Below are 13,550 nucleotides of genomic sequence, written 5' to 3'. Positions count from 1 at the left end.
TAATTCGGCCTCCTTTCCCTGATAGCTCAGTTGGTAGAGCGACGGACTGTTAATCCGCAGGTCCCTGGTTCGAGTCCAGGTCGGGGAGCCAGAACAAGCAGCAGCAAAGGGCCACGTGGCAACACGTGGCCCTTTTGTCATGTGCGCATGGTTTTCATCCATGCTTGCCATCCCGTCAGGGTATCAACGGCCTGCGCGATGCCATCCCGCTGGTGGCAGGGGCACGCGCAATGATGCCCGGATCAGGGATCGACAAACACGTCGAAGCGCACCTTGAGCGGGCTGCCCCAGGAGATTTCTACCCAGGCGCGGAAGCCGCCGTTGTATGGTGCGATGTTATACACGGCCATGCGGGCGGCGCCGATGAAACGGTCCTGGGGATTCGCGCCATATTCGCTGATATTGAGAAATACGCGCGAATTGGCGTGCACATTGGCATTGACGAAGTTGACCGAAGGATGCACGCCATTGGCCGTCCACGTATAGTAGGTGGTGAAGGCGGCGGGACTCAGGTTCAAGTCCTGTGCGGCCGCGCCTTGGGCGCTTTTGCCTTCCTGCTCCATCGGTGTATCGGTTTCATCCAGTGCCAGGTTGCTGCCGGTGCGATGTTCTACTTTCATTTCCATGATGTACTCCTGATCGATAGTTTGGACGCCGCGCCTGTCGTCGTGCGGCAAGACGCCCTATCTGTGCTGCCGTGACGGCCAGTGTCACGTCCTGGCTGATAAGGTAGCCGCCTGCTCCACGCTGTTGGAGTAATTCATTCTAGGCATACGCAGGGACGGAAAGCGCGCTGGGCCGCCGGAAAAGCGGCGTGCGATTGTGCTGGCGCAAACACCTTGCAGGCAGACGGCAAGATCTTTTCCCCCAGGCTATTTTTACGGGGCCGCCGCGCATGCGGCGCAGGACAATGGCACAATAGGACCAGCCGACCTGCCGATACGGAACCCGTTGCGAGCCTAGCCCATGCCGATACTGAACCTGAGTGCCGAAACCGATATCTATTACGAACTGATCGAAGGCGACCCCGCCAAGCCCTGCCTGGTATTCCTGCACGAAGGACTCGGTTGCTGTGCGATGTGGAAAGATTTTCCCGCGCAGCTATGCCAGGCGACGGGGTGCCGCGGCTTGCTGTATGACCGCCACGGCTATGGGCAGTCGTCGCCGCTGGCGGCGCGGCGCCAACTCCACTATTTGCACGACTACGCGCTGTGCGAGCTGCCGCAAGTGCTCGCGGCACTGCTGCCGGGGCAGGACCATTTTCTCGTCGGCCACTCCGATGGCGGCAGCATCGCCCTGATCTATGCGGCGCAGCAGCCGCCGCGCTTGCGCGGCATCATTACCGAGGCGGCGCACGTGTTTGTCGAAGGCATCACGCTCGATGGCATCCGCGTGGCGGACGCGGCGTTTGGGGCGGGCAAGCTGCGGGCGCTGGCGAAATACCATGGCGACAAGACGGAATCGATCTTCAAGGCCTGGTCGGACACCTGGCTCAGCTACGGCTTCCAGTTCTGGAACATCGAATACCTGCTGCCTTCCGTCGAATGCCCGGCGCTGGTGGTGCAGGGCAGCGAGGATCAGTACGGCAGCCCAGCCCAGGTCGACACGATCGTGGCGCAGGCCCTCAACGCCATGCCCGCCATGGTCGAGCAGTGCGGGCATACGCCGCACCAGGAGCAGCCGCAGGCACTGCTGGCGCTGATGGAAGGTTTTTTGCAAGGCCGCATGGACGCGGCCGCTCACCCGAGAACCACCTGAGAGAGCACCTCGATCACCCGGTCTTGACCACCCGCGACAAGCGGACCAGACGTCCCGTCGGGCGCAGCGGCACTCAATGGCAGGCGGGATCGCTGTCCCAGCGGCCCGAGCAGATGCGTGAACGGCACAGCATGCCTTCGATCAGGCCCAGCTGCTGACAGCGCTGCAACAGTTCCGCCGTTTCCTGTTCCTGTCCCGGCTCCTGCCTGCGCAGCACCACGTCGCGCACCGGCGGCGCCGTGCCTTCCTGCCGGTGCGCATGCGCGACCATCGCCGTGAGCAAGGCGACGTCGCTGTCGCTGGATGCGGCGGCCGGTTTCGCTCCCTGTGGACGGGCGGCCGTCTGGCGCGCGGGCGGTGGCGTCTTGCGCGATGCGCTTGCGGCTGCTGCTTCGGGCAAGGGCGGTCCCGCAGTATTGACGATGGTGGCAGCCTGCGCAGCGTGCGGCAGCACCGTTGGCACTGGCGGCGCGGGCAGTGCGGGCGCCGCCGTGGCCATGGCGGGGACTGGCGGCAGGGGCAGCGGCAAGATCTCCGTGTCGTAGGCGAGCACGGCGATGATCAGCACCGCCAGGCACAGTGCGCCGGCGGCGCCGTGCCGCCAGCCAGGGCGCCAGCGCGGGGCCGGCATGGCTGCGGGCGCGGCGGCGCCGTGCTCGAGCTGCGACAGGATGCCCTTGCCTTCGATGCGCGCGCCAGCCGCGCCGGCCTTGCTCAGCAGGTCAGGACCGCGCGCCTGGCCATCTCCGGTTTTCAGTAAAGACAAAATATCACCTCCGCAATGGATCAAATTCGACTGATCTTGATGTAAACCGCGCTCATGCGGGCCGCGGACGCCTACGATCTAACGATACCGCCGAGCAATGGATTGCCCGGCCCCGCCGATTCCCGTCACGGAGCGCCCCATGTTCGTCGCCCTGGTCCTGATGTATTTCCTGCTCGCCTGTTTCGCTTGCTGGCTGCTGCTGTTTCCCGGCGGCCGCGCCATCGTGCTGCACACGCTCGTCAACCTGGGCTGGCGCATGCAGCGGCGCGCGCAGGGGCTGCAGCGGGGCGGCGGCGCGCAGTGGCAGCGCGTGCAGCAGTACACGGGCTCGGGTATGGCGCGCGCCTGGCAACTGCTGTGGCGGCATCGCTGGCTGAGTTTTGCCGGCAGCGTGGTAGTCATCGTGCCGCCGCTGCTGGCCTGGCTGTCCAGCGACCGCATCGCCCTGCGCGGCTATGCCGACCAGCAACACGTCATCAATGACCAGGTCAGCGACTTGCTGAAAGGCGAACAGCTGGTGCCGCCGCCGGCCTTGCCGCCGCTGCTGTTTTCCACTGCCGAAGTAACGCAGCTGCGCCCGCTGCTGGGCGGCGCCAGCCGCAACTGGCAATTGCTCGACCACGATTACGCGCAGCGTCTGCTGCTGGTCTTCAAGATCATGAAGGAGGTGCATGGCTATGACATGGTCTTGCTGGAAGGCTACCGCAGTCCCGCGCGCCAGGACCAGCTGGCGGCGGCCGGCCCGAACGTGACGAACGCCAGGGCGTTTCAAAGCTATCACCAGTACGGCCTGGCCGCCGATTGTGCATTCATGCATGAGGGAAAGCTCATTATTTCTGAAAAAAATACCTGGGCGATGCGCGGCTACCGTTTGTATGGCGTGACGGCCGAATCGGTGGGCCTGCGCTGGGGCGGGCGCTGGACCATGATGGATTTTGGCCACACGGAATTGCCGCAACCGCGCGTGCTGGGCAAGTAAGCCGCGCCAGCCATTCTAGCGCCGCGTACCGGCCCGAATTTCACCGCTGCAAGCTTGCTTGCGCAGCGTCAATGGCACACCGGCGCCGGCCGCGCGCTGGCGCCTGGTACTTGTCGTATGTCAACAAAGGCGCGCCGCATTGCTGTCAGCATGGGCCGCATCCGCCTCGCTGCGCGGCGGCGTTCTTCCTGCTTTGCGACCTCACTCTGGGCTCATCATGCTGCGACGACTCTGGCATTTCCTCACCGACAGCCGCAATCTGACCATCTTCGGCTTCGTGGCGCTGGCTGCGTTCCTGTACCTGGGCGCCGAGGTGCTGGAAGTGGCGCTGATCTGGGCGCTGGTCTTGCTGCTGCTGGCTTTTGTCACGTGGCTGGGCCTGTGGCTGTGGCGCCGTCGCCGCGCGCGCCGCAATGCGCAGGCGCTGGGCCAGGCCATCCTCAACGAGGCCGAGATCGCCGCCGCGCAGGCGGCCTCGGCTTCGACGGCCGGCAACACGCAGCAGGGCGAACTCGACGCCGTGCGGACGGGCATGCTGGCCGCCATCGAGACCATCAAGACATCCAAGCTGGGCCTTAAGTCGGGCGCCGCCGCCCTGTACGAATTGCCGTGGTACATGATCATCGGCAATCCGGCCGCCGGCAAGAGCAGCGCCATCCTGCATTCGGGCCTGCAGTTTCCCTTCGCCGACGGCAAGATCGTGCAAGGCGTGGGCGGCACGCGCAACTGCGACTGGTTTTTCACCACGGACGGCATCGTGCTCGACACGGCAGGGCGCTACTCCGTCGTCGACGAGCACCGGGGCGAGTGGTTCGGCTTTCTCGACCTGCTGAAAAAATACCGGCGCAAGGCGCCCGTCAACGGCATCCTCATCGCCGTCAGCATCGCCGAATTGAAGGGCGACCCCGACGTGGGCATGCAGCTGGCGCGCAGCCTGCGCAAGCGCGTGCAGGACGTCATCGAGCGCCTGGAAGTGTTCGCGCCCCTGTACATCGTGTTTACCAAGGCGGACCTGATCGCCGGCTTCACGGAGTTTTTCGCCGATGCCGAAAGCAGCGAGCGCGAGCGCGTCTGGGGCGCCACCATGCCCTACCAGCGCAAGCTGCCCACGGCCGACTTGCTGAGTTTTTTCGACCAGAGCTTCGATGAATTGCACGATGGCTTGACGGAGCTGAGCCTGGCCAACATGGCGCACCGGCAACGCAAGACGATGGCTCCCGGCGTGTTCACCTTCCCGCTGGAATTTGCCGCCATCAAGCCGGCTCTGCGCGCCTTCATCGCCACCCTGTTCGAGGAAAACCCGTTCCAGTTTCAGCCCGTCTTCCGCGGTTTTTACTTTACCAGCGCGCTGCAGGAGGGCGAGCCCGTCAGTGGCTCCTCGCAGCAGGTGGCGCGCCGCTTCGACCTGGCCTTCGCGCCGGCCCCGGCCACGGCGCCATCGGGCGCGCGCCAGCACGGCTATTTCCTGCTGGAGTTGTTTCGCAAAGTGATTTTTGCTGACAAGCACCTGGTGGCCACCTATGCCAACCGTGCCAAGCTGCGCTTCAAATATGCCGTATTCTTTGTCGCCACGGTATCGCTGGGTGCCTGCCTGGGCGGCTGGAGCTGGTCCTACCTGGGCAACCGGCAACTGGTGGCCAACGTCGAAGCCGATTTGAATAAAGTGGTGAAGCTGCAGGAGAAGCGCCTGGACTTGCAGTCGCGCCTGGAAGCGCTCGAAATATTGCAGGACCGCATCGAGCAGCTGGAAGCGTACCGGGAGCAAAGGCCGTGGTCCTTGCGCCTGGGCCTGTACCAGGGCGACTTGCTTGGGCGCAAGCTGCGCGAGGAATATTTCGCCGGCGCGCGCCAGATCATGCTCGCTCCCGTGGCGGGCGCGCTGGAAGCCTTGCTGTTCGAGATGAACGCCAGCGCCGACCAGCTGCAGCCCACGGCGCGCACGCCGCAGACGCCTGCCGCCGCGTCACCCACCGCGGCGCCGCACAGCGTCCAGTACCAGGCGGCCAGCGCGACGAATGTGGAAGACGCCTACAACGCGCTGAAAACCTATCTGATGCTGGCTGACAAGACGCATGCGGAAAGCAGCCACCTGAACGACCAGATGACGCGTTTCTGGCGCGGCTGGCTGGAGGGCAACCGGGGCGCCATGCCGCGCGAACAGATGATACGCAGCGCCGAACGGCTGCTGACGTTTTACCTCGCGCAGATCGGCGACCCGTCCTGGCCGCGCATCGAACAGAAGCTGGCGCTGGTCGACCAGGCACGCGAAAACCTGCGCCGCGTGGTGCGCGGCATGCCGGCGCGCGAGCGCGTGTATGCCGACGTCAAGGCGCGCGCCTCGACGCGCTTTCCCGGCATGACGGTGGCGCGCATCGTCGGTGAACAGGATCAGGCCCTGCTGGCGGGCAGTCACGCCGTCTCCGGCGCCTTTACGCGCCAGGCCTGGGAAAAGTTCGTTGAAGGCGCGTTTCGCGACGCCGCCAACCGCGAGCTGCAAAGCGCCGACTGGGTGCTGAAAAGCGCCTCGACCGACGACTTGACCCTGGAAGGCAGTCCGGAGCAGATCGAGAAAAACCTGGTGGCCATGTACAAGGCCGACTACGCGCGCGAGTGGCAGAAATTCGTGCAGGGCGTGGCCGTCGCCGACCTGAAAGGCTTCGACGGCGCCGTGCAGGCGATGAACCGCCTGGGCGATCCGCAAGCGTCGCCGATCGCCAAACTGCTGACGACGATTTACGAGGAAACCTCGTGGGACAACCCGGCGCTGCAAAATGCCCAATTGCGCAAGGCCGAGCGGGGCATCATCGCCTGGTTCAAGGAGACCGTGCTGCGCCGCGCGCCGTCGCAGCTGACGGCCAATTCCGGCGTCAATGCGCAGCTCGACCCGGCCCGCCTGGACAAGCCGATGGGCCCCGTCGGGCGCGAGTTTGCCGGCGTGGGCAAGCTGGTGGCGGCCAGGGACAGCAATGCGTCCCTGATGCGCGCCTACCTCGAAGCGCTGTCGAAACTGCGCAGCCGTTTGAACTTGCTGAAGAACCAGGGCGACGCGGGACCGGGCGCGCGCCAGTTCATGCAGCAGACCCTGGAAGGCAGCGGCTCCGAACTGGCCGACGCCCTGAAGCTGGTCGACGAGCAACTGCTCACGGGGATGAGCGACGCGCAAAAGCAGGCGATACGCCCCATCCTCGTGCGCCCGCTGATGCAGACCTTTGCCGTCATCGTCGCGCCGGCCGAACTCGATATCAACAAGACCTGGGCGGCGCAAGTGTATGAGCCGTTCCAGAAATCGCTTGCCAACAAATATCCGTTCGCGCCCACGGCGCGCATCGAGGCGAGCAATCTGGAGATCAGCCAGTTCTTCGGCCCCGAAGGCCTGGTGGCGAAATTCGTCACGACGTCCATGGGACCGCTGGTGGTGCGGCGCGGCGACGTGCTGGCGCCGCGCACCTGGGCCGACATGGGCATCAGCCTGTCGCCCCAGGTGGTGGCGCGCTTCCCCGGCTGGATCGCGCCGCTGGGGGCGGGCGGCGTGGCGGCCACCTCGACGGCGGCGCAAACCGTCTTCCAGATCCAGCCGTCGCCCGCGCCGGGCACCCTCGAATACACGGTGGAGATCGACGGCCAGCAGCTGCGCTACCGCAATACCCCGGCGCAGTGGACCAACATGGTGCATCCGGGGCCGCAGGGCGCGGCGGGCATGCAGGGGGCGCGCATCACGGCCGTCACCTTCGACGGGCGCACGGTGGAGCTGTTCAACGAGCCGGGGCAATTCGGCTTGAAGCGCATGATCGACGCGGCGGCCAAGAAGCGCAAGGATGGCGGCGTGTTCGAGCTGCGTTGGGCGCGCGGCGAAGTGGCCGTGGCGGTCGACCTGAAAATCACCAGCAGCGCGGAGACGACGGCGACGGGTGCGGGCGGAACTGCGGCGTTGCAGGAGCAGGGCTTTCGCGGCATGCAGCTGCCCGAGACCATCGTCGGTGCTCCGGCACCCGTGCCGGCCATTGCCGCAGTTGCGGCGGCGGGAGTGTCGCCATGATGCGCGCGCAACAGCAGGTGCGCCTCGGTTATTTTGGCAAGATCCCCGCGCGCGGCGATTTCATCAAGGCTTGCGACAATCACGCGCTGGTGCAGCTGCTCGACGACTGGCTGGCGCAGGTCATGACGGCCCTGACGGTGGAACCGCGCTGGAAGCTCAATTACGACGCCTTGGCGCCGCTGCGCTTCGCCTTTGTCGGCACGCGCAGCCGGCGCGCCATCGCCGGACGCCTCGAAGCGAGCAACGACCAGTCGCACAGGCGCTTTCCCTTCATGGCCATGGGCGCGCTGGAAATCGATGACGCCGATCTTTTTGTCGCTTGCAGCCCGCTGGTGCTCGCGCCGCTGTGGCAGCGCGTGGAGCAGCTGTCACAGGGCATCGTGGCCAGCCCGGAGCCGGCTGCGGCCTTGCTGGCGCTGGCCGGCAACGTGGTGGAGGTCGAACCGGCCGCGCCTGAACACGCGGCGCGGCTGGCCGCCTTTTTGCAGGCGCAGACGGTGCATGGCCTGCAAACGATGCTCGCTTCGCCCGCGTTCCCGGTGACGGTGCGCGAATTGCTGCTGGGCCTGGGCCTGCTGCTGCAGCCGGTGCGCCGGAGCGGCTTGCCGCGCCTGGAAAAAAGCCTGGTGCTGCCGCTGCCGCACGACGCGCAGCTGCGCGAACTGGTGGCCAGCTTCTGGCTGCACCTGATCGCGCCTTTCCTTCGCCAGGCCGATTTCGAACTGGCGCTGTTCTTTTCCCACCTCGACGAGGCGCCCGTGCTGGTGATCGGTTTTTGCGGCGCCGACCCGCATGGCTTGCGCGCGCTGATCGATCCGCAGGCCGGCAGCGAACGGCTGATCGTGTTCGACCAGCTCGACTGGGTCGAGGAGCAGCTGGGGCACGCATCGGCGCTGCGCCAGTTGTCCGCCTGTTTGCAGCAGGAGCAGCTGTCGCTGCGCTCGGCCTGCGCCATGTTTGCCGATACTTTTGCCTGAAGGACCGCGATGAAATCTCACATTTTCCTGCTGCCGCTGTTGCTTCCTGCGGCCGCTCCCTGCCACGCCCAGGCGCAAGCGCCGCAGACGCCGATGCCGGGGCAGATCCTCGTCACGGGCACCCTGGCCGACGAGGCGGGCAAGGCGGCCGTGCTGGCCCGTCTGCGCGAACTGTATGGCGCCGAGCGCGTGGTCGACCAGATCGCCATCGGCAACGTGGCCGTGCCGGCCAACTGGAACGGCTATGTGCAAAAGCTGATCGCGCCGAATCTGAAGCTCATTTCACGGGGGCAGATCAGCATTGACGGCAACAATGTCAGCGTGCGCGGCGAAGTGGCGAACGAGGCGCAGCGCCAGCAGATCGCCAGCGATATCGCCACCAGCCTCAATCCCACGTATGTCGTCAACAATGGCTTGCGGGTCAGGGCGGCCGAGGCCGAGCAGGGCTTGCTCGACGCAGCGCTCGATAAACGCATCATCGAATTCGACAGCGGCAAGGCTACCATCACGCCGGCCGGCCAGGCCATCCTTGACGAGATGGCGGCCGCCATGCTCAAGCTGCGCGGACGCAAGGTGGAGGTGATCGGCCACACGGACGACACGGGCCTGCGCGCCAGCAACGTGGCCCTGAGCCAGGCGCGCGCCGAAGCCGTGCGCGCCTACCTGGCCGGCAAGGGCGTCGTCGCCGATTCGGTGCTGGTGTCGGGGCAGGGACCGGACCGTCCCGTGGCCAGCAACGCCACGGCCGATGGCCGGGCGAGAAACCGGCGCATCGAGTTCCGTATTGCGCAATAGATTGGGTTGACACCTCACAAAACCGACGCGCAGTAGGTTTTGTGAGGTGTTCAGGGCAGGGTGATGGTCAGGTGCGCCGGGCGTGGCGCCAGCTTGACCAGGTCCGCATATGCGGCCAGGGTGGTTTGCGTGCCGCGCGTCAGATGCGTTTTCAGGCCCAGGTAGGCGCAGATGGCCAACAGGGCGAAAAAGCTCGACAGGGCCCACAGCGGTACGTCGCTGCCGCGTTTGTTGACCACCTGGTCGGGGCGTTCCGCGCGCGGCGCGAAGCCGCGGCTCTTGCCCTTGATGTGGGCGATTTCGTCGCCCAGGCGCGCCGTCAGGTAGCTGAGTTTTTCGCCGCCGTCGATCGCATACTTGCCCTGGAATCCCAGTAATAAACACATGTGGAAGACCTGCAGCGCCTGCACGCGCATGGCGCCCTTGCCGCGCAAGGCGTCGAGGCGGTCGAAAAAGTGTTCGCCGGCCAGCTGGTCGCCAAAGATCAGCAGCTGCAGCGGGCGCCGCTCCCATTGCTTGCGCAGGGCGAACGGCGAGGCGAGGATGATTTCATCGACGGCCGCGCAGAACGCATATTTGGCCGCCTCGATATCGTCGCCATCGGCGCGGATCTTTTTCGCTTCGCGTTCGAAGTCGTCGAGGAAGGCCGTGATGCGGTCCATGAAGCTTTGCTCGTCGCCGGGCGCCGAACCGTGCTTCAGCATGAACAGCATGTAAAAGCCTTCGTGCATCAGGTCCAGCAGGGCGCTGCCCGCATGGCGGGCGCCGGCAGGGGCAGGGCCGCGAGGTCCCAGCAGGGAGGGCGCCGCGCGCCGTTCGATGAGCTGGCTCATGCCGTCACCGCGATCAGTTCCAGCTGCAGGTCGCGTATGCCGGCCGGCACGTAGACGGAAATCGACTGCGCCTTGAGCATCTGTTCGTACAGCGCGCCGCGGTTTTCAATCGCAAAATAATAGGTGTCGGGGCGCACGGGGATGGCCGCCGGCACTTGCGGCGCATGCGACAGTTTCAGGCCGGGCATGGCCGTGAGCACGCATTTTTCCACGTCGTCGGGCGCCCCCACTTTCACCCGCAGCGGCACCACGTCGACCAGTTCGATGGCGGGCATGGCGGCGCGGATCGCCAGGTACAAGGTGGTGTGCTGGTCGATCTTGCCCGAATCGAGCTTGCCCAGGTAGTACGACGGCTTGTCTTCCAGCAGGGCGATGGAAAAATACTTCGACGAGATGACGGTGTCGAGCAGTTCGCGGATGATGGCGTCGATGGCGTCGAAGCAGATGCCCGGCTGCGCGTGGTCGTAGGTGGGCAGGCTGGCCAGGGTGTAATGCTTGGAGTAGCTGAGCAGGCCGCCCGCCAGGCCCAGCAGCGCCTCGTACAGGCGCTCCGGATGCAGGGCCGGGTGGCGCACGTAGTGCATCAGCGCGGCGGCGGCCGTGCTGACCGTGTGCAGCAGCCAGAACGAGGACACGTCGCCCGAGCGAAATTCGATCACGTTGCGGCTCGGTTCGCGGTGGTGGCCGTGCAGCGCGCTCACCTTCGCCTGCAAGGCGTCGAGCAAGTGTTCCAGCACGCCCTGCAGGCGCGGCGCGCCGGCGATCGCCAGGCTGGGCGCCATGAACGAGGGCACTGGCTCGAAGCCGCCCGATACCGTGCGCCGCAGGGCGATCAGCGGCAGGCAGTCGTAGGAGCCGCGCGCCTCGCTGTCGGGAACCAAACGCATGGTTTTCTTCAGGTAGGCCACGTCGGCCACGGCGGACTCCGTAAACAGGTCGGGCGTGGCGCGCATGGCGTGCGCAAAGCGCGTGGCCGCCGGCGTGCCGGCGTTTGACGCCTGCGCCGTGTAATTCATGCCTTCGCGGTTGAGGATGGGCAGCGCCGCGTAGTACGTCACTTCCTGCACCGCCGGCGGCAGCGCTTCCAGGTCCACCGGCGGGGGCAGGATATCGCTGCCGGGCGCACCGTCGCCCAGCGCCTCGAACACTTCGCCGTCGCGGAAGATCGCCGACAGGGCCTGCAGGCGCAGGGTGCCCGTCTTCAGCGCAGTCAGGTCCCACTCGATGTGCGCCACGCCCCACAGGTAGGGATGCAGCGCGCTGGCCGTGTGATGCAGGCGCGCTTCGTGATACTGATCCTGGCGCTGGAAATGCTGCGGCCGCAGGAACAGGCCTTCTCCCCACAAGACTTTCGCTGCCATGCCCATCTCGTTTCTCCTTGAATGTGTGGCGTGTCTGTTGGTGCTACTGGCAGCGCGCGGCCGACAGCGTGGACGTGCCGCTGATGCTGAGCGCGCAGGCATGCAGGCCGACGGTGATGCCGCCGCGTTCCGCGTCCGCGGCGGCAAAGGTGGCGCGCCAGCGCTGCGCCGCAGGCGCGCGGAACAGGGCCACGACGCCGATGAAATACGCTTCCTTGCTGACTTTTTCCTGCACTTCGTAGCGCTGGCCGGGCACCAGCAGCACTTCTTTGACTTCCATCAGGTCGGCGCCCAGCGCCGCTTTTTCACGCTGCGCGTCGAGGAAGCTGTCGTAGGGCGCCTGCTCGAAGGCGGCGCTCTGGCGCAGCTTGTAGATGCGCGCCACCAGTGCCAGCGGCCGGCCGTCGGCATCGGTGTTGAGGCGCTGCGCCGCGTGCAGGCGGATGCTGACGTTGCGCGGCGGCTGCTGCGCGTCGGGCAGTTCCGGCGGCGGCTTGGCCACGCCGGCCATTTGCAGCGCCGCGTTGGCCAGGGTGCCGATGGCGCCGCCCGCACAGCCGGTCAGCAGCAACGCTTGCAGCAACACCAGCAGCGCGGTGGCGCGGGCCGGGCGGACCAGGGCGTCAGGTGGCATGGGCGACCTTTGCAAGATGAAGTGTGGAAACAAAAGTATTGCAGCCATTTAAACGCATGCACGGGCGACCTGCTTGCGTTGGCGCAAGATCGGTCTGCGATCAAGACAATTACTGCGCCAGATCAGGATTCCTGTCGTCCTACGCGGCTGTAGCGCGGAACTTCTTCTTTGCTGATTAATCTCAATTTGGTAAAAAAATGCCGATCAATAATAGTCTTCACGCCGCCCATCTTTCCCAGCGGTAGCGTCCTCCACGTGAAGGAGTACCCCCGATGAAGCCAGCCACGATATTGCTCCGTATTGCCTGCCTTGCCAGCGCCTTGCTGCTGGCCGCCTGCGCCACGCCGGACCAGTCGGCGTCCCCAAAACCTGCCGCGCCGACCCTGGCGCAAGTGATGAGCGATGCCGATGCGGCGGCGCGCGCCGGCCAGTATGAGCGCGCCATGACCCTGCTTCAGCGCGGCGGCGCGAGTTATCCCGCCGACAAGGCGCCGTGGCTGCAAATGGCGCAGATGAAGTTCGACCGCGGCCAGTACGGCGATGCCATCGGCCATGCGCTCGAAGCGCTGGAGCGCGACCCGGACGACAAGGTCGCCAACAGCATTGTCGCCGTCAGCGGCTTGCGCCTGTCCGGCAAGGCGCTGGCCGACCTGTCGCGGCAAAACAATCTGAATGGCTCGCTGCGCTCGGAAGCGCAGGACCTGGCCAAGCTGCTGCGTGCAAGCATAGGCGAAGACGTACTGGTGCCGCCGGCCAGGCGCCCGCCGGCGGCCGGCAAGCGCGCGGCCGGTTCCGGTACGCCGGCGGCGAAGGGCGCGGCGCAGCAAGGCAGCGCGGCCGACCCGTTCAGCGGCCTGAAATAAGCGAGCATCCCCACCATCCCCTTGCAAAGGAAGCGACATGCCCAAGTCCGACAGCGTGCAAAAACGCCTGCAAAAGATCCGCGCGCCGCGCGTGCAAATGACCTATGACGTCGAGATCGGCGACGCGATTGAAAACAAGGAGCTGCCCTTCGTGGTCGGCGTGCTGGGCGACTTTGGCGGCAATCCGGACAGCGAAAAAAAACGCCTGAAGGACCGCAAGTTCGTTTCCATTGACCGCGACAACTTCGATGAGGTGCTGTCCGGCGTGGAGCCGGTGGCCCGTTTCGCGGTGCCGAACCGTATCAGCGAGGCGGGCGGCACGTTCGCCGTCGATCTGCACTTCCGCTCGATGGACGACTTCCGCCCGGAATCGGTAGTGCGCCAGGTCGACCCCTTGCGCAAGCTGCTCGAGGCGCGCACCAAGCTGGCCGACCTGCGCAACAAGCTGGCCGGCAACGACAAGCTTGAAGACTTGCTGACGGAAGTGCTGAACAACACGGACAGCCTGGCCACCCTGAAACCGCAGTTCCCAGCGCAGGAGGATTGAG

Annotated in this window: 12 protein-coding genes and 1 tRNA gene; 8 read left to right on the top strand and 5 right to left on the bottom strand. The window is 65.8% G+C overall.

All coding sequences use genetic code 11. The annotated features are described in order from the left end of the window. Window positions 1-15 precede the first annotated feature (15 nt). Window positions 16-91, top strand: a tRNA-Asn gene (locus tag ACQ4W4_RS02505). 151 nt (window positions 92-242) lie between these two features. Here the strand turns inward: ACQ4W4_RS02505 and ACQ4W4_RS02500 are convergent. Further along, window positions 243-626, bottom strand: coding sequence for a hypothetical protein (locus ACQ4W4_RS02500; protein WP_436540648.1), 384 nt, complete (start codon window positions 624-626; stop codon window positions 243-245). A gap of 340 nt (window positions 627-966) precedes the next feature. On the opposite strand from ACQ4W4_RS02500, the gene ACQ4W4_RS02495 reads away from it, so the two are divergent. Beyond that, window positions 967-1,758 carry an alpha/beta fold hydrolase gene (locus tag ACQ4W4_RS02495; RefSeq protein WP_436540647.1) on the top strand — a complete coding sequence of 264 codons (792 nt, stop codon included), beginning with the start codon at window positions 967-969 and terminating at the stop codon, window positions 1,756-1,758. Between the two features lie 73 nt (window positions 1,759-1,831). Here ACQ4W4_RS02495 and ACQ4W4_RS02490 read toward each other — a convergent pair whose 3' ends face one another. Next, a complete protein-coding gene (locus ACQ4W4_RS02490) occupies window positions 1,832-2,524 on the bottom strand; it encodes a hypothetical protein (RefSeq protein WP_436540646.1) in 693 nt (230 codons plus the stop codon). A gap of 139 nt (window positions 2,525-2,663) precedes the next feature. Here ACQ4W4_RS02490 and ACQ4W4_RS02485 point away from each other — a divergent pair, with 139 nt between their 5' ends. From ACQ4W4_RS02485 to ACQ4W4_RS02470, 4 genes are all read left to right on the top strand, one after another. Then, a complete protein-coding gene (locus tag ACQ4W4_RS02485; protein ID WP_436540645.1) occupies window positions 2,664-3,503 on the top strand; it encodes a M15 family metallopeptidase in 840 nt (279 codons plus the stop codon). Between the two features lie 217 nt (window positions 3,504-3,720). Then, window positions 3,721-7,539 (top strand): type VI secretion system membrane subunit TssM, encoded by a 3,819-nt coding sequence (gene tssM / locus ACQ4W4_RS02480; protein ID WP_436540644.1) that lies wholly within the window; start codon window positions 3,721-3,723, stop codon window positions 7,537-7,539. Further along, window positions 7,536-8,516 carry a type VI secretion system-associated protein TagF gene (gene tagF, locus ACQ4W4_RS02475; protein WP_436540643.1) on the top strand — a complete coding sequence of 327 codons (981 nt, stop codon included), beginning with the start codon at window positions 7,536-7,538 and terminating at the stop codon, window positions 8,514-8,516. The genes tssM and tagF overlap by 4 nt, the downstream gene beginning before the upstream one ends. Window positions 8,517-8,525: 9 nt before the next feature. After that, entirely contained in the window at window positions 8,526-9,311 is a 786-nt protein-coding gene (locus ACQ4W4_RS02470) for an OmpA family protein (protein WP_436540642.1), read from the top strand. A gap of 50 nt (window positions 9,312-9,361) precedes the next feature. Here ACQ4W4_RS02470 and icmH read toward each other — a convergent pair whose 3' ends face one another. From icmH to tssJ, 3 genes are read right to left on the bottom strand one after another with little or no spacing between them, the layout of a single operon-like run. After that, on the bottom strand, window positions 9,362-10,144 hold the full coding sequence (gene icmH / locus ACQ4W4_RS02465) for a type IVB secretion system protein IcmH/DotU (protein ID WP_436540641.1): 783 nt from the start codon (window positions 10,142-10,144) through the stop codon (window positions 9,362-9,364). Further along, window positions 10,141-11,511, bottom strand: a complete 1,371-nt coding sequence (gene tssK, locus ACQ4W4_RS02460; RefSeq protein WP_436540640.1) for a type VI secretion system baseplate subunit TssK — start codon at window positions 11,509-11,511, stop codon at window positions 10,141-10,143. Before tssK ends, icmH begins: the two co-directional genes overlap by 4 nt. Before the next feature lie 37 nt (window positions 11,512-11,548). Then, complete coding sequence (gene tssJ / locus ACQ4W4_RS02455) at window positions 11,549-12,139, bottom strand: type VI secretion system lipoprotein TssJ (RefSeq protein WP_436540639.1); 591 nt, start codon at window positions 12,137-12,139, stop codon at window positions 11,549-11,551. 272 nt (window positions 12,140-12,411) lie between these two features. On the opposite strand from tssJ, the gene ACQ4W4_RS02450 reads away from it, so the two are divergent. Beyond that, window positions 12,412-13,002, top strand: a complete 591-nt coding sequence (locus ACQ4W4_RS02450; protein WP_436540638.1) for a tetratricopeptide repeat protein — start codon at window positions 12,412-12,414, stop codon at window positions 13,000-13,002. A 37-nt stretch (window positions 13,003-13,039) separates the two neighbouring features. Next, window positions 13,040-13,549 (top strand): type VI secretion system contractile sheath small subunit, encoded by a 510-nt coding sequence (gene tssB / locus ACQ4W4_RS02445; RefSeq protein WP_436540637.1) that lies wholly within the window; start codon window positions 13,040-13,042, stop codon window positions 13,547-13,549. Window position 13,550: the final 1 nt, after the last annotated feature.

This window comes from Janthinobacterium glycogeni, from assembly GCF_051380725.1.
GTDB lineage: Bacteria > Pseudomonadota > Gammaproteobacteria > Burkholderiales > Burkholderiaceae_D > Janthinobacterium.
The sequence above is the reverse complement of the archived record's forward strand: the minus strand, read 5'-3'. Positions and strand labels throughout refer to the sequence as shown.